Source organism: Lyngbya sp. CCY1209, from assembly GCF_055795065.1.
This window is the reverse complement of sequence record NZ_JAYFER010000548.1, coordinates 28133-49974: the sequence shown is the minus strand read 5'-3', so window position 1 is coordinate 49974 and position 21842 is coordinate 28133. Positions and strand designations below refer to the sequence as shown.

The following is a 21842-nucleotide window of genomic DNA, read 5'->3' as shown; positions in this document are numbered from 1 at the left end:
TTTTATCACTCCTCATTATCAGATAGCGCTCGGAATAGAAGATTTCGATCCATTTCATTCAACTTTCCAAAGTCTACATATTCCAGAAATATATCTCGTGCAGTTTCCCAGATCTTTTCATCTCGAACTTGAAGATTATTAGCCGTCCCCCACCAATTAATCTTTTGGTCATCCATCAGCGACAAGCAAAAAGCCACATAATTGGCAAGTGCACCTGTGGAAACATTCTCCTGTTGTGCAATTTTTGGGACAACTCCTTTGAGCCTTGCTACATCATATTTTTCATTATTTTCTGCCTTTTCAAGGCACATCTCAAATAGTTGATAGGCACGGTTATCTAGAACAACGTCAGCAGCATACTCGCTGGCATCGACTTCCTCATCAGATTCTCGTCTTTCCTCGGACATGATATCCTCTTCTATGATTGTGCGTTCGCTCGATTCCGGTTCTTGTGCGGCGTGATACAGTTCGTGTAACAGATCAAACAGCCAACGGGCAATAAAAGGGGTTTGTTGCTTGAGAACAATTACGTTACGTCCATTCATACGCCAGAATGCACCGTGAAATGCACCCGAATCTTTAAGGGGCAGTACGGGTATGCCCAAACTCCAAACATAACGCAGTGCATTCTCAAAAGTTAGAGAGCCGTATGTAGAGAATATTGCATCTCGGATCTCAAGCGGGTCAGTGGGTATTGGTCGCTTCGGTAAGTCAGATGTAATTTCCAGTGTAAGAAGAGCCAAAAAATGAGCATAGACCGTATATGCACTCAGTCGCCGTTCGTTGGTTCTGGCACCTACCTTAAAACGGGCAGAACCGAGAGCCGCCGTACTCAACTGAAGAGGCTGGGAACCAAAGATATCCGCCCATGACCAACCGAAAACTCTTTTCAATGCGGCGACTGTATAGATCACTGAATTATCGGTATATTCATTGCTTTCTGAACGCGAATCTATAGCTCTCAAGGAAGGCAAAAAACGCCGAACAATTAATTTGCGATCAATGCCCGCTTCGCTCAAGCGATTCAACAAATTTCCGAGTGTAATCTGAGGCAGAAGAATATCTTCTCGAATCCGGACACCAAGCGCATGACTCACCTCTACTAACCGGGTAAAACTGGCAGAGGCGTATTCGGTTTCCTCATAGCGTTGGATTTGTTGCTCTTTCAAGCCAAGCCGTTGCGCCAAATCTTTTTGAGTCAAGCCGGCGGCAATGCGAGCTTTAATCAAGGCAGGTGGCAATTCTTCGAGGGAATTTAGCTCCAGCACTGCATATCGTCCCGCCTTCAATGCCTCATATTCTTCAACTTGAGTACGCAGTTCGGCAAGTTGAGCTTCGAGAGCTTCTCTTTCAGCTTTTCGCAACAAGGGATGAACCGATCGATCCTGTTGCGCATGAACCGACTGTTGTGCTAAAGCATCTGAAAATTTCTCAACTTGCGCCTTTGTAATTCGATATTGCCGCTCGTTTTTGATCATGACCATATCTCCCGCAGTTTTAGGGCAACAATGCCTTTATGGTTTCCGGTCGTCTTATCAATTTGAAAAAACTCTAAGAATACTTTCCCACTTCCGCCTTCGATGACTTGAGTCGGAAAAAATTTGCCACGATATTTCAACTTCTGAGCATCCCAACCGCCTTTGTCTACTTTCAACAAAAGTGGGGCAAGTTGCTTAAGTTGATCGCCATCTACTCCAGTGGTATCCCAACAAACGTCAAAGTCATCTGGATGCTCCCTCGATGTTACAAAACTGCCATCGACATACACCATCTGGCATCTAGCTTGTCGCAGTACCCCTAGGGCAGACTTCATTCCCAAGAGAAGACTCTGCCGATGGGAGGTTTGTCCGAACCGCGAGGCAAACTCTTGCCATGTGTCTGCCACATGAATTCCAGGTGGTAGTAGTCCGTTCTCGTCAAAAGTAGGGAGCATGACACAACGAAAAGTTTGTGTTACCATGCTACTATTGGTAACACAACAATTTTGTTTTGTCAATGACGACATCGGTTGCCTCACGCAAAATCTGCATCAGAGCCGATTGCTCAAGTCGCCGAAATCCACTGCTGGCAAAGGATTTAGGCTTCTTACGATTTCATTTATAAATCGGCTCTCAAAGGGGGGACACCGGAACTGTTGGTAGGAGGTAGTAGGAATGGGAAAAGCATGGTTGCCGTTTGCGAGCTATAACCTTTGGTCTCAATTTGCTCCGCCTGTTGGCCAAGAGCGTTGGTACTGTGATATGAAGCGAGGCTATGCTAAGGTTCGCAAGCGAGAACCTGAAGTCACTGCGATTTTGGCTGAAGATACTCAGCCTCAACGGGTTGGTTTGCTGGCTCAACGAGGAGTCTATGAGTTTCATGCCGATGCGCAACGTTTGGCAAATGATGATGGTCTAGCGCAGGTTTCTCAAATTTTGAGGCTCGAACAAGAATCTCATGGAGTAAAAGAGCGTTTAAACCAAATTTTGAGTAAATATTGCGAAAATCCTATTCTCTTGGGCAAAAGGATTTTCAGTCTTAGTCGAGGGGATGAAGGTGTTCCAGAGCCGATTAGAATTCGTTGTGGCAACTATGCTTTTCATCTCTTTGCTGCCATTGACTGCATCTTTCTTGAACCAGACGGTACGCTGCACATTTTAGATTTCAAAACGGGTCGGTCGGATTTTGATGAACGGCAAGCATTCGTTTATTTGCTGGCTGCCAGCTATCTCTACCCCCAACGTCGGGCGATCGCTTCTTTTTACAACCTCGAACTGTGCAAATGGTCAGAGCCGATTACGGCGACGGCCAGCCAGCTCAACGCAGTCCGGATCGAATTGATGCGGTTGGCTCAACGCCATGAATGGGAGAAAAAGCAATATCGGAAGAATCCAGTTGATTTTGAACGCATTTTTCCCCCCAATCCCGGCTTTCAGTGCAAACATTGCCAGTTCAATCGCATTTGTCAGTTTTCTACCAGGGAGATTTCATAGATGACTACCATGACCGTTGCACAATCACAAAAACAAATTTTTTTCAGCGAAGTTTTTCCATTATCGCTTGCTCGACCGACTCTTACCTGTTGTTCCATCTTCCCAGATCTCGATCGAGAGTCCGGCAACCGTCTGAGCTATCATCTCTGTCGGGCTATGGAGGAAACCATCGCCATTTGGCAGGATCAAAAGCTTTGGATACTCACTTCCACCGGGGGAACAGAACCGAACGCTGCCCGGTGCCAAGAAGCTCTCGCTGCGGTTCAACGGGATTTGCCGGATATCGGCGATCGCCCCCTGGTTCTCCAAAAAGTCGAGCGCTCGCCGGCAACTCCAACTGTTATCTCTAAACTGGCGTTTCAAATTCTGAGAATCCAAGGAGCATTTACACCCAAACTTGTGACTTCAGTTGACAAACTCACAGTGATTCGCAAGGTTAAGTTTTGGGCAGAAACAGTTGAGTTGCAAGAGCAGATTTGCCCCGCACTGGGGTTGACGGTTCGTACCGACATTACCTTCAAGGGCAATTTGGCAGATTTTTATGCCAGCAATGCTGCGATCGAAAGCCCTGAAAGTCTTCTCATTGGCTTGCCCGTCCAAGATTTGGATCTCGGCAGTGGGGGGAGTATCGTTGGAGTTATTGGAACAGTAGCAGAACATCGCGATCGACTACTAAAACTGGCAACTGGCAGGTTGACTCAACGGGCAATTCAACAGGCTCCGGATGACCAGCTAATTGTTGGGCTTCAATTTGGTAAAGGGAAAAAAGTATTCCACTATCCACTCTCAGCACTTCGACCTTCTATCACGGCGGAAACGGCTGGAAAGTTCGGGTTTGACTACGGGCAACTTCTGAAGTTTACCAAAATTCCCTACCAAGAGCGTCAGGAAGTATTGGCTACCTTCAAAGAGCAAGCCACTACAGCATTAGCTCGTTACGGTTTTCGGATAGAACGGAGCCTCAATAGTCGGCAGTACCCCCAACTGTTCTGGCAACCCCATGTTGCTGTCGATCAAACCTCTCTGCTATTCGGTCGGAATGTAACGGGGATTCGGGGACGCATTTTACAAGGATTGTCCCGAGGAGGAGTTTACAGTCGTCATCCCCATTTTCAACCCGGCACTATTCGGATTGCAGTTTTTAAGCTTTGCGATTTTAAGGTCGGTCAATTTGTAAAAGCCACTCAAGAGCGTCTCAAGCGATATGGATTCGATAGCGAACTTATCGATCGCAAACAAGTTTCCCTGGAAGATTTAGATCCGGCTTCTGCCAGGGCTTCTGTAGAAAAAGCCGTGAATAAATTGATCACTGTTCCGGTTGATATTGTGCTGACATTTTTGCCGGGACGCGATCGCGCGGCGGATGATGAGGATGGCGGCAGCTTTTATCACTTAATTTATTCCCTTCTGCTGCGACGTAATATTGCCAGTCAAGTCATTTATGATGACACATTAAAAAGCGTCGATCGCGGACAAATTATCAATCAGGTCGTTCCGGGTATACTGGCAAAGCTGGGAAATTTGCCCTTTATTTTGGCTGAACCTTTACAAATTGCGGATTATTTCATCGGACTCGATATTTCCCGCTCTCCAAAAGTCAAACTTGCCGGAACCCTCAATGCTTGTGCCAGCATTCGGCTTTATGGCAAGCAAGGAGAATTTATCCGCTACGTTTTGGAAGATGCTTTGCTGGAGGGAGAGGAAATACCTCAACGCCTGTTAGAGCGTTTGTTACCAGCAACCCTGGAAGGTCAGACCGTTCTCATCTATCGGGATGGTCGGTTTTGCGGGCAAGAAGTACCCCACCTGTTAAACAGGGCGAAAGCCATCGGAGCAAAGTTTATTCTGGTTGAGTGCAAAAAATCGGGCGTTCCGAGGCTTTACAATTTAAATCAAAAAACTTTGGCTGCTCCAGTGCCGGGGTTGGGATTGATCTTATCTTCTCGGGAAGCTTTACTGGTGACAACGCAAGTGTCTGAAAGGGTCGGCTTGGCAAAACCGATTCGTTTGACGGTTCACGAATCGGGGGAATCTGCACCCATCGAACAAGTGCTGGACACGACGCTTAAACTGACATTACTCCATCATGGAGCGTTAAAAGCTCCCCGCCTACCCATGCCAATTTTTGGAGCCGATCGGGTTGCCGGGTTGAGACTGCAAGGCATTTATCCCAGTAGCTTGCTGGAAGGCGATCGCCAGTTTTGGCTGTAGCATTATTCTTGTGTTAGCCGTGTATTCTAACCCAACATTTCGCCGGCGTGGCTTTCCCACCTCAAGCGTCCGCCTGCCCCAAAAAAGCGTCGATCGCCGCAAACTCCCCCGCATAAGCCACGGTGGGGGCATCATCACCGGGCAGTTGCAGGGTATAGGCGGGGAAGGTGGGGCCGGGATTCAACGCGGTCAAATATCGGTACGTCGTCTCTCCCACGGCGATGTCCCGGTTGATTTCCCGGGTCGATAATTCCAGGCGAAAGGCGGCGTTGACGGTATCGCCGAGGGCGGTATATTCGGAGGTGTCTTCCCCCCCCCGACTGCCCGCCATGCCGTAACCCGTGTTCACCCCCGCACTGACCCGAAAGGGGCGGGGGAGGGAATAGGTGTGGGTGAGGCGGACGGCGACTCGGTTCAAGTTGCTGACGGCCGAAAACAGCAGCAACAGTTCTTGGGGGTTGACCTCCCGGGTCCCGTGGAACCAGACGGCCATGATGGCGTTGCCGATGTATTTATCGACCCAACTGCCGTGATCTCGGACGATCTGTCCAGCTTGGCGAAACCAAACCCCCATGACTTCGGATAAAATTTCCTCGTCGAGTTGACGGGTCAGGGTCGGAAAATTCCGGATATCCATGACCATCACGGACACCAGACAGCGGAATTTGAGGGTGGAGGTGAAGTCTTCAGCGTCGGTTTCCGGGGTGCGGCAGTCTTCTGAAGGGGAAGGGGCGTGAAATTCCAATTCGGTCCCTCCGAAACGGATGCGATCGCCATCTTTGAGGGAAACGGGGATGGTGACGCGGCGATCATTGACGAAGGAACCGTTGCGACTTCCCAGGTCGATCAAAAAAAATTCCCCCCGGTCCATCTGCTGCAACATGGCGTGATTTCGGGAGATCCAGCGATCGCGCAATACGATATTATTGTCCCTACCCCGTCCCAGAGTCCAGTAGCTTTTCCCGATCAGGGGAAGGTAGCGGTGGCCGACTTCGGTTCGCACGAGCAGGTGAGGGGTGAGTTCTGAGGTCACAGTCGTCCGCGAAAGATACGAGGCTTCAACAATTCGGATCTCGAAGGTCGAAAACTCACGGGAATTGAGGGGTCATCCCCATCGCCGATCGCCGTGGGTCGAACTCCGCCTCTCAATCATAGTCGAACTTGAATTTTGACTTCGATCGCCCGCCCCCTTTTCTTTCACGCGAAACAGGCCGCGACCAAAAACAGGCTGTCCACCAAAATCGTACTCAAAACCGCGCCGCCGAAGACCCACCAGTGGGATTCTTTGGACTGCAGCGGAAACACGCCCACCCCGAACAGCACCAGGGCCAACCCCACGGCCCAACTGATGCCCCAGGGGGTACTCACGCGGGCGATCGCATCCTGGAAAATCGGCATCGCCATCGACGGGTCCGCCTGCATCAACTGCCGCCAACTCGGCATCAGTCCGGCGATGTAAAAATATCCGTCGGTGACGCCGGTCCCGAACAGCGAACCCAGATAAAACCAGTTCCCGACTTTGCCCCACCCCCGCCACAGGCAGGCGATCGCGAAGGGAACCCCGATCGCCTCCACCGGCAGGTGCAGCAGGGGTTCCCACCGCAGCCAACCCCAGTAAATCGAACCCGTCAGCCAACTCCAGCTAAACCCCAGCAGCAGATCCCCCCACAACTCGGTTTCTTTCCGCCGCAGCAGGTAGAGGCTGGCCCCCAGCCATCCCCCCGTCAGGACCATGCTCAACATCGGCCAGATGCGGACGAGGGGGGCTTGGAAGAACACCGGGACGGAAACTAAAAAGACGGCGATCGCGAAGGGAAGCCACCGCCGACTCTCCCGAACTTTTCTCATCAAAGCCACCCCCGGCTCCTTCTGGGGCCAGGTGGGCTGAGTTGTTGTCAGGATGTATGCCAGTAGAATATTGCTAAACAAGGTTACTTTAAGATTTGTTACTTTAGTTCATCTTATTTAAGATATCACAGGATTTATCCCCCGGGGGGGCATCCTGATTTCATTATAACACGGTTTTTTTTATCCCCCCCGGGGGGGTATGACTTCGACTTTTTTTAAGATTTGTGTCGCGATCGCCCCGGCCGATCTCGCCGTTCGGGGGGCGGAAATGCTAAATTTGTGGCAATTTGTAGGCTGTCAATTCAAACATGGAGTTAACGACCCAATTGCCCTCGGCGATGCCGTTTCAGGCTTTTTTTCCCCTCCTCGCCGACGTGGTGACGGAAGGGACGGTGGAGGTTCCCGGCGTCCCGGCGGAATCTCAAATTAATATCTTCCAAGCCGTCATATTGGGACTGGTGCAAGGCTTGACCGAATTTCTCCCGATCAGCAGCACCGCCCACCTGAAAGTGGTTCCCGTGGCCCTGGGGTGGGGCGATCCGGGGGTGGCGTTCACCGCCGTCATCCAACTCGGGAGTATCGCGGCGGTGTTATGGTACTTTTGGGCCGATCTCAAACAGGTGACAATGGGATCGGTGCGGGCGATCGCCAAATCCGACTACCAATCCCCCGACTTTCGCATGGCTTTGGGGATCGCCTTGGGAACCCTGCCGATCGTCTTTTTCGGGTTGCTGATCAAAATCTTTATCCCCGACTTCGACAATTCCCCCCTGCGGAGTACCGTCGCGATCGCGATCGCCTCCATCGTCATGGCGATCCTGCTGGGACTAGCCGAAAAAATTGGCGCCCGAAAACGCAACTTTGAACAACTCGACGCCAAAGACGGGGTGTTGATGGGATTCGCCCAGGCGTTGGCCTTGATTCCCGGCGTCTCCCGGTCCGGTTCCACAATCACCGCCGGGTTGTTCATGGGACTCCAACGAGCCACCGCCGCCCGCTTTTCCTTCCTGTTGGGGATTCCCGCGATTACCCTGGCGGGGTTGGTGGAATTGAAGGGGTTGATCGACAGCGGTTTGACGAATATTGGTCCAGCCGCGTTGGTGGCCGGTTTGATTTCTTCGGCGGTATTTTCTTATTTGGCGATCGCGTGGCTGATCCGCTACCTGCAAACCCGGAGCACCTGGATCTTCGTCTGGTATCGGCTGGCCTTCGGCGTGGCGATTTTGGCCGCCGTTTTTGGGGGCGTTTTGCAGAATCGATAATATAGCGCTGCGTGCGGGTGTAGGGTGTAGGGTGTAGGGTGTAGGGAATAGAAACTGCCTTGACATGGGGGTTTCGGATTCTGTCTTCCGAACAGAACTCACGCCAGCGCTCATTGCTATATAGCAGTTTTCGATCCGATGAGATACGGACGATCCCCCTAAATCCCCCTTCAAAAGGGGGACTTTGAATTTTGAGAGACGGACGATCCCCCTAAATCCCCCTTCAAAAGGGGGATTTTGAATTTGCAAGCGTACCTCGCGGACTTGAAAATTGCTATATCAAATCCGGAGAATTATAGCAACGAGCGCCGGCCTATTTACACAGAGGAGAAGTCAGGGGACTCCAGAATTTCTCTTTCCTCTCTCCTCTCTCCTCTCTCCTCTCAATTCGGCCGTTCGAGGACCCCGCCGCCCAGCAATAAATCGCCGTCGTACCAGACCGCCGCCTGACCGGGGGTGATGCCGAAAATGGGATCGTCAAAAATCAGTTTCACCCGCCATCCGACCTTCGGAGCGGCTTCGCCCTCGTCCTCCGAAGAAAAGGGAACCACCGTCACCGGCAACGGCTTGGTGCGGTAGCGGATTTGGACTTCTGCCCGGATCGGCGCAGTGGGGGGGGCGACGGATACCCAATTCACCCGCCGGACGGTACACTCGGTTTGGGTGACGCTGTCGCGATCGCCTACGATCACCCGATTTCGACCCGGATCGATGCCGATGACGTACAGCGGGTTCGGTGCCGAAATGCCCAGGCCCCGACGCTGGCCGATGGTGTAGTGGTGGATGCCGTCGTGCCGCCCCAACACCCGGCCTTCGGCATCCACAATGTCGCCTTTTTGACCCGTGATGTACTTGTCCAAAAACGCCCGCATGGAGCCGTTAGCCTCCACCAAACAGAGGTCTTGACTTTCCGGTTTATCGGCGGTTTTCAACCCGTATTCGGTGGCAATTTTGCGGGTTTCGGACTTCTCCACTTCCCCCAAGGGGAAGACGATTCCCGAGAGCAATTCTTGGGTGAGATCGTAAAGGAAATAGGACTGATCTTTGCCGCGATCGACGGCCCGTCTTAACTGGTAGCGATCGCGATCGCGATCGTAGGAAATTCTGGCGTAGTGACCCGTCGCCACCTGTTGAATCTCCAACTCGGTGCGGGCATAATTCAACATCGGGCCGAACTTGACCGCCCGGTTGCACTGGGAACAGGGTAGGGGGGTGATTCCGGAGCCGTATCCTTCCACCAAATAATCGATAATTTCCGTTTGAAATAAATCCCGGCTATCGACGATGTGATGGGGGACGCCGAGTTGTTCGCAAATGTGGGCCGCATCGACCATTCCCTCGGAACAGCACTGACCTTTGCCCCGCATCAACCACAGCGTCAAACCTTCCACCTCGTAACCCTGATGGTGGAGGATCGCCGCGGCGGTGGAACTGTCAACGCCACCGGAAAGACCGACCACAATTTTTTTCATCAATAACCTCCGCAACTTTTGGAAATTCAAATATTGACATCGGACGAGTTTTCTCCGAGTCGGGGTTGATGCCCCTCCCATTTTCAACCCATCATTTGAGAACGGGATATATCTATCAGTTCCCCATCGGATTCAGCGGCTGACAATGACACGGCGAGCGATCGCCGATATCATCCGATCCGTTTTTGAATCATCATTGTAACATTTCTTGACTCGTACCGACGACCCCATGCCGACCCCTCAAACTTGCAATCCGGGACATTTTTTGGAATAATCGGTAGCCGAAACCTTATCGAAACAAAATTTAACTGCCGTGGCGCGATCGCAAACTCTACCGTTCTCTCGTAAAATCCTTTCCAGGTTGGCGTTCGGCCTCCTGTTGAGTACCGTAACCGGGTGTACCTGGACGAAATCGGCCCAGTGCACCAAACTCATGGATGTCGTCCACCGGGGCAATTCCCTCATTACCGCCAAACGCGATCGCTTCGATGCCGCGACCACCAAACAGTTGGCCACAGAACTGGAGGGGATCGCCGAGCAGATGAAAAGCCTCAATTTGGGAAATCAGACCCTCAAAGAGATGCAAACCGGCTACGGGGAGAACTTCGGCGAGATGGCCAAAGCCCTGGACGACATGGGTCAAGTTTTGAAGATAGGGGAGACGATCCCGGTGAGCTTCGATGGACGCCAGCAACTCAACCAAGCCAAAGAACGCATGGAAAAAGCAACCGAAGCCGCCAACCAAGCAGCCGATCGCACCGATGCCCTCACCCAGCAACTGATCAGTTATTGCCCGACCAATTGACAGACTCCCGCCGCCAACCTGCGGTATGGCGGGAGCCTTGTTTTCGCATTCGAGGTCATCAACCGGATGTGATCTGAGTTGGCATTGGGTTCGGATCGAACCCTTGTTTTCGGTTGCCAACTACAATGATTCCGCTGGTGGCGATCCCTCCGATCGCTCCGGTTTGTGTCGGGTATTTTCGCCCGAACCGCTTCGTATTTCGAGCGATCGCTCCGCCGGGCCCGTTTTCGCAGGTAACTTTCCGCCGTCAACGCCGAAATTTTCTCGGCGATCGCCAGCGTCACAAATTGATCCGTCGAAATCCCATCCTGCTCGGCAAGTTTCTGCAAAATTTTATTCCAAACGACCCAAATATTTGATGGTTTCATTTTCTATCTGTTTTCGCAGATCTTGCAACAGTTTGAGCCGAGAATAAAATGGTGAATATTCCTCCTTCGAGGGTGAATCTCCCAATTGCTCTAACACCTTGTCACCTTCTTTGACAATTTCATCGCGAAAGAAATCGCTATACTTGCGACGAGTTTCCCAGTCTAGGACAACGACATCAACTTGTTCCGGTTCACCATCTATTTCTATGTCTTTCTTTTCAGCTACACCGATTTTGGAAAACTCTGATTTAGCCAACCATTCATAAAAATCATCGGAAATGTCGATGGTATTGACACGATTTATATCTTGAGAATAAAATGAAATATCAAGCGCCATTAGCCTTCCTCCTGAGCCTCGGATTCCATGAAAAGTTTTTCGGGGACATTTTCCGCATATGCTATATCATTCTCACGAAAAAGATCCTTGGCTGGACCTGTTATTTTTCCTGTTGTCAACACGGCTGACACACAATCTTTGTTAATAATCTTTTTTGCCAAGGTAGAGTCAATCTGTTTGCGAACTTTGATTTCGATAAACGGCATATCTGTAACATCCTATCAAATTTTATCAGTCCGAGTTGTATTCTGAATTTATTTCTCGAACAATTTTTTTGACTTTTTCTTCATCTTCAGGATTGTAGTACAATATGTCACCATTCGGATCGTTGCCGGTTGTTCTATCGCATTCTATACCCTCCGCTTTTAGTTTTTTAATCAACCAAGTAATGAAGTCTCTGTGAGCTTCCAGTCGATTCATCATTCTATCTTCATCTGTTTCCCATTTTCTATCTACCATTTGTAAAGCCTCCATAAGTTCCAGCCAAATGCTCTTCAGTTGAGAATTCTTCCTTAAACAGCTTCAACAACCTATCTTTGATAAATTGTTCACGATCAGGTTGATTTTTGTCTTGGCAAATTAGATCGATAAATAAAATTTTATAAACATTTTTAATGTCGCCCGGTTTAAAATTTCGATGTCGATAGACTTCATAGAGTTGTTTTAACTCATCTTCTTGCGGCTTGTATTCGATCGGTTTACTCAAATATTTTATATAAGCAAAAAAATCATCAATAGAAAGTTCCGGATCGACAAGACGCTTGAGTGAAAAACGTCGCACCACTGCCGTGTCTATCAAACTGTCTACATTGGTAATTCCAAATAAAATAAGCTTTTGAGTTGAGGATGGATGCAATTTGTCAAGCTCCAGCATTAAAGTTGTCATGGCTCGGCGGATAGCATCATGTTCTTGAACCCGACTACGACTCATACAAAAGGAATCTAACTCATCCAAGACGAGAAATGCAAAGGAACCTTTAGCACAAACTTTTCGTAGTTCCTCAAATGCTTGCTCCAGATTACGAGATGACTGTCCTAGAGCCGGATCTAGCATCTTTCCGACATCAATCGTATAAAAGTTTATCTCGTTATCGACCTCTTTTTTTAGGCGATCAAACAGTAAATAACATAGAGTTGTTTTACCCGTATTTGGTGGGCCAAAGAGAAGCACTGAAGGGACTAGATCGTAAAAAACAAAGTTTTTAATTCTAGGAGCATCTGCCCTCATTACAGATCGACAAAATTGGAACAGATGTTCCTGTAGATAATCCAGCCCAAATAATTGGTGTTGGACGATTCTCTTTTTCAGATCCCCATGCGGTATTTGCAGGAGTCCACCGCTTTCTCGGATATAATTATCCATGAAATCGATACCCTGAAATTTAGAAGACAATATCAATGTTTATATTGTATCCTTGATTTTGCTGTCATCTGTGAAGTTAAGTATTTCTTCATCATTGACATGACTGATCCCTGTTTTTGGCGAAACCGACGAGGATGGGTGACGGTAAGCCAATCGCGATCCGGTCAACTTGAACTCGGCGAATCCACCTGAAAACCCCGGTCGATATCGGCGATCGCACCGCCGCCGTACCTCCCAGATCAGTGGTGAATTTTCAGCAGTAAAACGTAGTGTCCGAGCCGCACCTTTTCCGACCACAATTCGTATTCGAGCCGCAACGATTCCGGCAGGGCGCAACCCACCACAGTCAAATCTCGGGTAAAATTGCGGAGTCGGAGCTGGTTGGGCAACGAGCCGGAGGCGCCGTGCAGGTAGTAGCGGCTCAACCCGTACATCCCCTTTTGCCAGAGGTGGCGGTAGCTGAAATGGCCGTTTCCCTGCATGGTCATTACCGCCCGGTAGGGGGAAACTTCCAGCCACAGCAGGCGGGAGGGGCGAGTCTGAGACGTCCCGTCCGCCGCGACGTCATCTTTCCCTTCAAATTCCCCTGCACAGAGCTCGGGTTCGTGGAGCAGAAAGTGAAATTGCTGTTTGTCTTTCTGGTACAGCGTCGCCGCCGTCTCAATGTGCGATCGCAGCGGTAAATCGGTGGAAATCCAAGATAAACTAACGGGCTTGCGGTGGTGGGTGAGCATAAGATATCTTTCCGTCGTGATGATTTCCGGTCCCGGTCGAAATTCGGGACGAGGAAAGCGATAGGATCGCATCGTCGTATCCTTTCTCAATCTATCCTAATGCCATCCACGGTTGTCACCCTAGAAAATCTCGAAAGCCAGCAGCAGCTCAAGATACAGCCCCCCCAATCGGGTCCGTCCCTCCACGGCAGAATCCGCATTCCCGGCGACAAATCCATCTCCCACCGTGCCCTGATGTTGGGCGCCCTGGCGGAGGGAGTCACCACCGTCGAAGGCCTGCTCCTGGGGGCCGACCCGCGCAGTACCGCCCGTTGTTTTTCGGCCCTGGGGGCGGAAATTTCCGAGTTGAATTCGGAGCGGGTGGAGGTGAAGGGGTGCGGACTCGGGCAGTTACAGGAACCCGATCGCGTCCTGGATGCGGGCAACTCGGGCACCACCATGCGGTTGATGTTGGGCATTTTGGCCTCCCACCCCGATCGCCTGTTTACCATTACCGGGGACAGTTCCCTGGTCAAACGGCCGATGGACCGGGTGATCCGGCCCCTGACGGAGATGGGGGCGACCATCTGGGGGCGCCGGGGGGGATCCCTCGCGCCGCTGGCGGTCCGGGGCCGAAAGTTGAAACCGATCCACTACCATTCCCCCGTCGCCTCGGCTCAGGTCAAGTCCTGTATTTTATTGGCCGGATTGATGGTTGAGGGGTCCACCACGGTCACTGAACCGGCCCTGTCGAGGGATCACAGCGAACGGATGTTGCGGGCGTTCGGGGCCGAATTGAGCGTCGATCCGGACGCCTGCCGCGTCACCGTGACCGGACCGGCCCAGTTGAAAGGTCAGGCGGTGGTGGTCCCCGGCGATATCAGTTCGGCGGCGTTCTGGCTGGTGGCCGCGGCGATCGTCCCGGGGTCGGATTTGACGGTCGAAAATGTCGGCGTCAACCCCACCCGGACGGGGATTTTGGAGGCGATGGCGATGATGGGGGCCGACATCGAGTTGCAAAATGAACGGATTGTGGCGGGGGAACCGGTGGCGGATTTGCGGGTCCGCCATTCTCAACTGAGAGCCTGTGAAATTGGGGGGGATCTGATTCCCCGTTTGATTGACGAGATCCCGATTTTGGCGGTGGCCGCGGCGTTTGCAAAGGGGACGACCCGGATTCGGGACGCGGAAGAGTTGCGGGTGAAAGAGAGCGATCGCATCGCGGTGATGGCGACTCAACTCGGAAAGATGGGGGCGAACATTTCGGAACGGCCGGATGGGTTGGAAATTACCGGCGGATCTGCCCTCAAGGGTGCACAGGTGGACAGCGACACAGACCACCGAATTGCGATGAGTTTGGCGATCGCGGCTTTAAATGCGACGGGAACCACAACCATTCATCGGGCCGAAGCGGCGGCGATTTCCTACCCGGATTTCGTGGGGACGCTGCGGACGATCTGCGATTGAGGGAGTCGGGAGTCGGTATTAGGGAATGGGGAATGGGGAACTTTTCATTTCCCGCTCTTCCCCGGATCTAAAATCAGGGCGCAAGCGTTGCGCCCCTACAATCTAAAATCTAACATCTAAAATTCCCCTCCCTCAGTTGATCAACTTCAGATTGTAGAGCAGCCAGTTGAACTTGGCTTCCGCCAGGGTGAGGAAATCTTGCATATTTTGGGTGAAGTCGTCCCCGAATAACAAATCCGGATCTTCTTCGTCGAGTTGGTAGCCGAGGCGCCGGACGGTCCCCCGCATTCGATTGGCCAGACACAGACAAATTCCCTGGTAAAATCGGGAAGAAAATTTGGAACTGTTGCGGAGTTTCATGGTCAGTTCGTAGCGGGGAATCGCCAGCAGTTGGGTTTTTTCCAAAGCTTGGACTGTGGCGAGGGGGGCGCGGTTGTCCAAAAATGAGATTTCTCCGACCACTTCTCCCTGGGATAGATGGGCCAGTTCGCGATCGCCGTTGGGGTGGATCGAAACCCGCAGGGTCCCGCTCAAGACGATGTAGAGAGCCGCGATCGGTCGCCCTTCGTAAATCAGGGTTTCGCCGGCGGGGAGGGTTTGTACTTTGCCTTTGTAGATGATCCACCGCAGGTCATCGTCATCCAATCCACCGAGAATAAATAGTGCCTTTTTGGGTCTGTCGTCCATCTTTAAATTTGGGGTTTGGCGGAGTGTGGCGGTCGGCAACCGTCTCGACCGACTTTCCGATCTCCTCTAATATAACCCGACGGTCGCCGTGCCGGATTCTCTCGAAGCTGGCAATGGCCGGACGGGGGCGACGTGATTTCGGTGTTCCGGGATACAAATTTTTGGCCTCCCCGGTTCCGGTTTCCACCCATTTCCCACTGTCAACACCTCCAATTTTTGGCTCCTAAGATTTCGACACGTTGTCGAGAAATCGAATCAAATTTTCGTGAAATTTGTGGGTCGCTTTCATGTAACAGGCGTGGCCGGAATTTTTGAGGATCACTTTTTTGGAATTGGGCAGGACTTCGGTCAAAATGTCGGCTTGACTCGGCGGTACGATGGTGTCGTTGCTGCCCCAAATTGCCAAGGTGGGGATGTCATTGCCCTGCAATTGTTGGCTCATCTTCAAAATGCCGACGGGCGCCACGGCGACGAACCCCCGCAGGGACTGGGCGTGTTCGACGATGAAGGGCAGGCTGTAGCGGCCGCTCATCGACGGGGAAACGATCGCCGCCCCCTGCAACCGCAGCCCCTCCACGAGTTTCAGTAAAAATTGTACCGGCGTGCAGGCGATCTCTTCCGAAGTCCCGTAACCGGGCAAATCTACAGCGACGACGCGATAATTTTGGGCGACCAACTGCTTTAACGTGCCGATTTCTTGCCAGGTTTTGGCGGAGAAACTCGCCCCGTGTAAGAGCAGGACGGGGGGGGCATCGCGATCGCCTCCCTCCAAGTAATGAATCCTTTTATTTTTAACCGCGATGGATCGGGAGATAACATTCGGCTTCATCATTTGAGAAAATTAAATATATGAAACAGTATGCAAACTCTAAAATTGGAGTTAACATCACCCTATCATATCGCATCGATATCAGAAGATTCACCCACCCATGCACAGATTTTAAAAATCCGGACGGCGGGCGGCGGGAACGTCCGGTTCCTTTTGGGAACGACATTTTGCTAGTCTAGTTAAAATGGTAAACTTCGTATCATTTTCTTGAAATGCCATGGCAATCGACACCCCACCGGAGTCAAAATCTCCGCAAGCGACGCAGGGCAAACTGAAGCCGAAAGTCGGCTTGCCGACCATGTTTCGATTGGGCCTGTTTCAGATGGGACTCGGGATCATGTCCCTCCTCACCCTGGGCGTGATCAACCGGGTCATGATCGACGAGCTGAAAGTCCCCGCACTGATCGCCGCCGGTGCGATCGCCATGCACCAGTTCGTTTCCCCCGCCCGGGTCTGGTTCGGCCAGCTCTCGGACGGAAAGCCGATTTTCGGCCTTCACCGCAGCACCTACGTCTGGATCGGGGCGGTTCTGTTCACCGCCACCTCTTTCTTCGCCCTGCAGGTGGCTTGGCAGTTGGGGGAGAGCATCCAAAATAACGGCATGGCGGGGATCAGCTACCTCTGGGCCGGCCTGTTAGCCCTGGTCTTCGCTCTGTACGGTCTGGCCCTCAGTGCCAGTTCCACCCCCTTCGCCGCCCTCCTGTTCGATGTCTCCGACGACGACAACCGCTCCAAACTGATCAGCATCGTCTGGTCCATGTTGATGATCGGAATCGTCGTCGGCGCCATCATCAGTTCTCAAATTCTCAACCAACCGGAGATCTGCGGGGCGGACATCCTCTCCTACAGCCCCGCCGCCGGGGCGAGAGCGGCTGACATCCCCACCCTGCGGGCGACCATCAACCCGCTATTCGTTATCGTCCCCGCCATCGTCTTCGCCCTGTGTTTGGTTTCCACCTGGGGGGTCGAAAAGCGGTTTTCCCGCTACACCGAGCGATCGACGGTGACGGACCGGGAAGACCAAATCACCCTCGGCCGCGCCCTGAAAATCCTCACCGCCAACCGCCAGACGGGGCTATTTTTCACGTTTCTATTGGTGATGAGCATCAGCCTGTTCATGCAGGATGCCGTCCTGGAACCCTACGGCGGGGAGGTGTTCGGGATGTGTGTCTCGGAGACGGCGAAGTTGAACGCTTTCTTCGGAACCGGAACCCTCGTCGGCATCGGCTCGACGGGCTTTTTGGTGATCCCCCGCCTGGGCAAGAAAAATACAGTGCGGACGGGTTGCCTGGGGACCGCCGTCTGTCTGACGCTGTTCATCGGCGCCGGGTTTACCGCTAACCCGGAGATGCTCAAGGGTTCCCTGCTGCTGTTTGGTTTGTTTTCCGGCATCCTGACGGCCGGTGCCATCAGTTTGATGTTGGACCTGACGGCGGCGGAGACGGCGGGTACCTTCATCGGTGCCTGGGGACTGGCTCAAGCGATGGCGCGGGGTCTGGCGACGGTGCTGGGGGGGGCGGTTTTGGATGTCGGCCGATTCCTGTTTTCCGCCCCCGTGCTGGCTTACGGGACTGTGTTCGCGGTTCAGGCGATCGGGATGGTCGTGGCGATCGCACTCCTGAGCCGGGTCAACATCCGCGAATTCCAGGATAACGCTAAAAAGGCGATCGCGACCGTTCTGGAATCGGAGTTGGATTGAAAAATTGCATGGGCATCCCAATCCGCCCCTATTAACCAACGGACGTGATTGATTCTGGATATCGTCCTAACTTCCCCCGAAGCCGTTCGGGGGATTTTTTTGGGAGTCGGGAGTCGGGAGTCGGGAATGGGGAATGGGGAATGGGGAATGGGGAATGGGGAATGGGGAAAATTTCATTTATATGGCGGTTGTCTATCTGCTGCGATATGATCGAATCCCCCTAAATCCCCCTTAAAAAGGGGGACTTTCTGATTCCCCCCTTTCCAAGGGGGGTTAGGGGGGATCTTTTCCGGCTGTGCCTCATTACCGCGCAAAGTGCTGTAATAAGCGGGAGTCGGGAGTCGGGAAATCTAAAATCCCCACCGAGCACACCCCACACCCCAAATTAAGGCGATCGCCTGTAGGGCTCAAACGTATAATATTTCGGACGGGAGTCGAGTCGGACGTGCAGCCAATAAACGCCCAAGCCGGAGGTGCTCACCCAGACCGGATTTTCGCCCAACCGTCGGGCGAGGTGGGTTCCCACTTCCCGCCACAATTCCTGTTGCTGGGCTTCCGGGGCTTCCCGGATAAATTTGGCGAGGTGGGGGTAGGCGGAAGGAGAAATAATCGGACAGGGGGCGATTAATAGGGCATCTTTGTGCAGACTGGGAAAGGACACGATCGCTTTGTCGGGGGGGGCGGTATCAAAATAGTCGCCGAACGTGCGATCGTCGGGCGGGACGTTTGCTAAAGCCGGACTTTCAACCACTACAAATTCAAAGGGTTGTCCGGCCGAAGCGGTGGTGACGGGTGGGGTTTCCCAGAAATAGGCCTCGAACGGAACTTTGGCGAGTAAGGTGATGAAAAAACGGCGAAAATCGCGATCGCACTCCCAGAGTCGGATGGCTTCAGAATGGGCGATCGCACCCTCTTCGCGGAACAGGGAAAATTTTTGAACTCGCCCGGAATTGAGCGAGTCGATCTCAGCACTCCACATTTGTCATTTTATTGATCGGGTTTCATCCATATTAATCTCAAATTCCTCCGGTCATCCATCAGATCTGCCGGTTTGACCGCCGAGCGATCGCCGTGTAAGGTGGGAGGTCGGCTCCCCGTGGGGGAAACCTTATAGGGTTGCCCGATGTTCGGGAATTGAACCGAATTTGATATCAATTCTCCTTCTCATTTTAAATCCAAAAAATGGCTTTTGACCCGGTAAAAATTGGGGGACAAAAGCCATCGATCTTGAGGGTTATGATCTTTAAACTTCACACCTTAAATCAGGATTGACCTCGGCGATCGCCGAGGTCAAAATTATCAGACGCGACGTTTGTTTCGCCAGAACAAACCGATCGCGGCAACGCCGAACAGTGCGAGAGTTGATGTCGGTTCCGGAACGGAAGCCCGGAGCTGTTCGCGGCGCCCGATGGTGATATCATCCAAACCAAAACCATCTTCCGGAATGGGACCGTTGGCTAAAAATTCGATTTGTGTGAATGACAAATCGGGGTTGATGTAGCCGAAGAATAATTCGTAAGCATTTGCATCGGCGCTTTGGGTGTGGGGGATGTTTTCAATGGCCGTCGTGCCGTCCTCGAAGAAAAACTTGAGTTTGAAGTCATTCACTCCGGCATCACCCATGTCGGTGGCATAAAATCCGACCGCAGATTGAGCCGTATCAAATGCGATCGTGTAGGTGTCTTGATCCAGTTCGCCGAACGTCAAACTCCAGTATTTTTCGCCCGAAATGGCGTGTAATCCCTCGAAGTCATCGTCGCGAACTGCTCCCCCGCCAACCAGTTCGGCTTCATTGCCACCAATTTCGAGTGTGAGCGGAGATGTCGTTCCCGCATCAAAATCCTCAAAATCCTCCGTATCGGCGGCGATAAAGTTGCTGAGAAAGTCGAGTTCGGCTTTTCCGGCGAAATTCGTACCCGCATCGGGATCGTCTTCCCCGAAGTATAAACTGGCCGCGTGGGCGGTATTGGTCGCACCCAGTAAAAGGCACGTCCCGATGGCACTCGCACCCAGGAAATGTTTGGTAAATTGACTCAGATTATTCATTGTCGCTTGGCTTGTCTTCTAAACGGCGGTCAGATTTCGCGATCGCGCGATCGATCTGGGATCGACGGTGCGATCGTCGATGAGGTTGACCGGATTTCCTCAAATGAGTAGTGGGTTTGAAATATCCCAAATATGCAGGTCGGCCTCGTGACTCGCGACCCGAAACCCCGGGGGGTGAACCCTCGAAAGTCGAGTCGCACTGTCCGTGAATCAATGCACCTGCAAAAATGGGAGGCCCTCTCATCGATTACTATTATCCGATCATCCGAAATTTTACCCCTCTGTAAAGTGATGGAAGTTCTGACGATCCGTGAATTGGCGGATGCGATCGCGTTTCCCCATTCAAACGCAAACGGGAACTGGGTTGAATCTCCCAGTCCCCGTGCAATTGAATCTTAAAATTGGCGTCGCCCCCGTCACTCGACCGTTTGATCGACGATCTCCACCAAAATCCACCGGATCGAGGGGGCATCGGCGGGCGGATTCTCGACCGCTTCTTCCCGAATTCTCAACGTGTAGGTGTAGCCCGGTTCGTACTCGAAGCCCTCGATGCCGCTGTAGTGCAAGTGCCAATCGGCATCCGATTCTCCCCGAACTTGCAAGCATTTTTGCGGCCCAACTCCCACGCAGTCAGCCATCTGAGAGGCGACATAAATGGTTTTCTGATTCTCGGATTCCTGCGCCGTTTCTGCCGGCTCAAAAATCAAGACTCCCGCACCCTCGTCGGTGGTATAATTGACGCTCAATCGACCGTCCGCGATCGCGTATTTTTGCGCCCCCTGCAAAGCCGTCAAAAATTGAAATTCTTGATCCATGATCTCTTCCGGACACATCATCATCGTCCCTGCGGCGATTCCGATTTCCAACCCGGATGAAGCGGCGGTATAGGGTGCGGTATAGCTGTTGCAGCCGGAAGAACCGCCGAGACGGTCTTCGTCAAAGACGAGGGTAATTTCGGTGTCCGGAAGCAAAGTATTGGGGGAGTCCGGGTCGCCCCACGATGCCAGCGTCCAAGAGGTTCCGGCTAGGGGCATTTCGGAAGTGACCGAGGGGGGTTGAGTCGGCATCTGACCGGCTCCCCCGTCGGCTGCAAAAATTAAGACTCCCGAACCCTCATCTGTGGTATAATTAACGGTCAATCGACCATCCGCGATCGCGTATTCCCGCGCCCCCTCCAAAGCCGCCAAAAATTGCAATTCTTGATTCATAATCTCTCCCGGACAAGCCATCCGCGTCCCGGCCGCGACTCCGATTTCCAATTTGGAATTTTCGGCGGTATAGGATGCCATGAAACGATTGCAACCCGATGTTCCGCTGATGCGATTTTCTTCAAATGCGAGGGTAATTTCGGTGTCCGCTACCCGGTCATTGGGGGAATCCGGGTCGCCCCAAGATACAAGCGTCCAAGAGGTTCCAGCGAGGGCAGGTTTCACGGCGAGAGTGTCTCCGGGGATATCGACAGAAATGACCGAAAGCGGTTGAGACGCGATCGCCTGACCGGCGGTAACAAACGGCGTTGCGATCGCCCAAGTCAGCGCCCAAAAACAGCCCGTCCGTCCGATCAAATTTAACATGGTTTCACTCCTTGTATCCGAAAAAAATTGGCGATCGCCCACCCGAACCCGATCCGATCAAAGGAACCGGTCGCGATCGGCTTTGCCTCCCATAATTTAAACGATAAGATCTCGCCAAAAGTTTCACTTCCCCCAAATCGTTCGTGCGATCGGGGGAAATTCAAAGAAACCGGGTTTCTGATAGGAACT

The 21842-nt window shown here is 52.3% G+C and carries 22 protein-coding genes; 6 read left to right on the top strand and 16 right to left on the bottom strand.

Annotated elements, in window-relative coordinates; translation table 11 throughout:
* Window positions 1-5: 5 nt before the first annotated feature.
* Window positions 6-1478: a helix-turn-helix domain-containing protein gene (locus AC0QHF_RS19130; RefSeq protein ID WP_324705833.1), complete on the bottom strand. Its 1473-nt coding sequence runs from the start codon at window positions 1476-1478 to the stop codon at window positions 6-8.
* Window positions 1475-1933, bottom strand: a complete 459-nt coding sequence (locus AC0QHF_RS19125) for a DUF6932 family protein (protein WP_375341442.1) — start codon at window positions 1931-1933, stop codon at window positions 1475-1477. Before AC0QHF_RS19125 ends, AC0QHF_RS19130 begins: the two co-directional genes overlap by 4 nt.
* 220 nt (window positions 1934-2153) lie before the next feature.
* Here AC0QHF_RS19125 and AC0QHF_RS19120 point away from each other — a divergent pair, with 220 nt between their 5' ends.
* On the top strand, window positions 2154-2972 hold the full coding sequence (locus AC0QHF_RS19120; RefSeq protein WP_324705831.1) for a PD-(D/E)XK nuclease family protein: 819 nt from the start codon (window positions 2154-2156) through the stop codon (window positions 2970-2972).
* Window positions 2973-5183 carry a Piwi domain-containing protein gene (locus tag AC0QHF_RS19115; protein WP_324705830.1) on the top strand — a complete coding sequence of 737 codons (2211 nt, stop codon included), beginning with the start codon at window positions 2973-2975 and terminating at the stop codon, window positions 5181-5183.
* Between the two features lie 61 nt (window positions 5184-5244).
* Here AC0QHF_RS19115 and AC0QHF_RS19110 read toward each other — a convergent pair whose 3' ends face one another.
* Both AC0QHF_RS19110 and AC0QHF_RS19105 read right to left on the bottom strand, forming a co-directional pair.
* Window positions 5245-6216, bottom strand: coding sequence for an adenylate/guanylate cyclase domain-containing protein (locus tag AC0QHF_RS19110; RefSeq protein ID WP_324705829.1), 972 nt, complete (start codon window positions 6214-6216; stop codon window positions 5245-5247).
* Between the two features lie 164 nt (window positions 6217-6380).
* Window positions 6381-7112, bottom strand: a complete 732-nt coding sequence (locus AC0QHF_RS19105) for a DUF3120 domain-containing protein (protein WP_324705828.1) — start codon at window positions 7110-7112, stop codon at window positions 6381-6383.
* Between the two features lie 257 nt (window positions 7113-7369).
* Between AC0QHF_RS19105 and AC0QHF_RS19100 the strand changes: the two genes are divergently transcribed.
* Window positions 7370-8293: an undecaprenyl-diphosphate phosphatase gene (locus AC0QHF_RS19100; RefSeq protein ID WP_324705846.1), complete on the top strand. Its 924-nt coding sequence runs from the start codon at window positions 7370-7372 to the stop codon at window positions 8291-8293.
* 383 nt (window positions 8294-8676) lie between these two features.
* On the opposite strand, the gene mnmA is transcribed toward AC0QHF_RS19100, so the two are convergent.
* The gene (gene mnmA, locus AC0QHF_RS19095) at window positions 8677-9846 is read right to left on the bottom strand and encodes a tRNA 2-thiouridine(34) synthase MnmA (RefSeq protein ID WP_324705827.1); all 1170 of its coding nucleotides are present in this window, start codon (window positions 9844-9846) and stop codon (window positions 8677-8679) included.
* A 232-nt stretch (window positions 9847-10078) separates the two neighbouring features.
* Here mnmA and AC0QHF_RS19090 point away from each other — a divergent pair, with 232 nt between their 5' ends.
* Complete coding sequence (locus tag AC0QHF_RS19090; RefSeq protein WP_324705826.1) at window positions 10079-10570, top strand: hypothetical protein; 492 nt, start codon at window positions 10079-10081, stop codon at window positions 10568-10570.
* Here AC0QHF_RS19090 and AC0QHF_RS19085 read toward each other — a convergent pair.
* The 6 genes from AC0QHF_RS19085 to AC0QHF_RS19060 form a co-directional block, all read right to left on the bottom strand.
* Window positions 10552-10938, bottom strand: coding sequence for a hypothetical protein (locus AC0QHF_RS19085; RefSeq protein WP_324705825.1), 387 nt, complete (start codon window positions 10936-10938; stop codon window positions 10552-10554). The genes AC0QHF_RS19090 and AC0QHF_RS19085 overlap by 19 nt on opposite strands.
* Window positions 10904-11275 carry a hypothetical protein gene (locus AC0QHF_RS19080; protein WP_324705824.1) on the bottom strand — a complete coding sequence of 124 codons (372 nt, stop codon included), beginning with the start codon at window positions 11273-11275 and terminating at the stop codon, window positions 10904-10906. The genes AC0QHF_RS19085 and AC0QHF_RS19080 overlap by 35 nt, the downstream gene beginning before the upstream one ends.
* Complete coding sequence (locus AC0QHF_RS19075; protein WP_324705823.1) at window positions 11275-11481, bottom strand: hypothetical protein; 207 nt, start codon at window positions 11479-11481, stop codon at window positions 11275-11277. Before AC0QHF_RS19075 ends, AC0QHF_RS19080 begins: the two co-directional genes overlap by 1 nt.
* Before the next feature lie 25 nt (window positions 11482-11506).
* Window positions 11507-11749: a hypothetical protein gene (locus AC0QHF_RS19070; protein ID WP_324705822.1), complete on the bottom strand. Its 243-nt coding sequence runs from the start codon at window positions 11747-11749 to the stop codon at window positions 11507-11509.
* A complete protein-coding gene (locus AC0QHF_RS19065; RefSeq protein WP_324705821.1) occupies window positions 11724-12638 on the bottom strand; it encodes an ATP-binding protein in 915 nt (304 codons plus the stop codon). Before AC0QHF_RS19065 ends, AC0QHF_RS19070 begins: the two co-directional genes overlap by 26 nt.
* Window positions 12639-12877: 239 nt before the next feature.
* Complete coding sequence (locus AC0QHF_RS19060; protein ID WP_324705845.1) at window positions 12878-13372, bottom strand: hypothetical protein; 495 nt, start codon at window positions 13370-13372, stop codon at window positions 12878-12880.
* Between the two features lie 99 nt (window positions 13373-13471).
* Here AC0QHF_RS19060 and aroA point away from each other — a divergent pair, with 99 nt between their 5' ends.
* A complete protein-coding gene (gene aroA, locus AC0QHF_RS19055; protein WP_324705820.1) occupies window positions 13472-14818 on the top strand; it encodes a 3-phosphoshikimate 1-carboxyvinyltransferase in 1347 nt (448 codons plus the stop codon).
* Between the two features lie 132 nt (window positions 14819-14950).
* Here the strand turns inward: aroA and AC0QHF_RS19050 are convergent, their stop codons facing one another.
* Both AC0QHF_RS19050 and AC0QHF_RS19045 read right to left on the bottom strand, forming a co-directional pair.
* Window positions 14951-15505: a cyclic nucleotide-binding domain-containing protein gene (locus AC0QHF_RS19050; protein ID WP_324705819.1), complete on the bottom strand. Its 555-nt coding sequence runs from the start codon at window positions 15503-15505 to the stop codon at window positions 14951-14953.
* Between the two features lie 223 nt (window positions 15506-15728).
* Window positions 15729-16337 carry an alpha/beta fold hydrolase gene (locus tag AC0QHF_RS19045; protein ID WP_324705818.1) on the bottom strand — a complete coding sequence of 203 codons (609 nt, stop codon included), beginning with the start codon at window positions 16335-16337 and terminating at the stop codon, window positions 15729-15731.
* 214 nt (window positions 16338-16551) lie between these two features.
* Between AC0QHF_RS19045 and AC0QHF_RS19040 the strand changes: the two genes are divergently transcribed.
* Window positions 16552-18033 (top strand): BCD family MFS transporter, encoded by a 1482-nt coding sequence (locus AC0QHF_RS19040; RefSeq protein ID WP_324705817.1) that lies wholly within the window; start codon window positions 16552-16554, stop codon window positions 18031-18033.
* A 385-nt stretch (window positions 18034-18418) separates the two neighbouring features.
* On the opposite strand, the gene AC0QHF_RS19035 is transcribed toward AC0QHF_RS19040, so the two are convergent.
* From AC0QHF_RS19035 to AC0QHF_RS19025, 3 genes are all read right to left on the bottom strand, one after another.
* Window positions 18419-19012: a DUF6940 family protein gene (locus AC0QHF_RS19035; protein ID WP_324705816.1), complete on the bottom strand. Its 594-nt coding sequence runs from the start codon at window positions 19010-19012 to the stop codon at window positions 18419-18421.
* A 320-nt stretch (window positions 19013-19332) separates the two neighbouring features.
* Window positions 19333-20079, bottom strand: coding sequence for a PEP-CTERM sorting domain-containing protein (locus AC0QHF_RS19030; protein WP_324705815.1), 747 nt, complete (start codon window positions 20077-20079; stop codon window positions 19333-19335).
* A 416-nt stretch (window positions 20080-20495) separates the two neighbouring features.
* Window positions 20496-21653: an META and DUF4377 domain-containing protein gene (locus tag AC0QHF_RS19025; protein ID WP_324705814.1), complete on the bottom strand. Its 1158-nt coding sequence runs from the start codon at window positions 21651-21653 to the stop codon at window positions 20496-20498.
* Window positions 21654-21842: the final 189 nt, after the last annotated feature.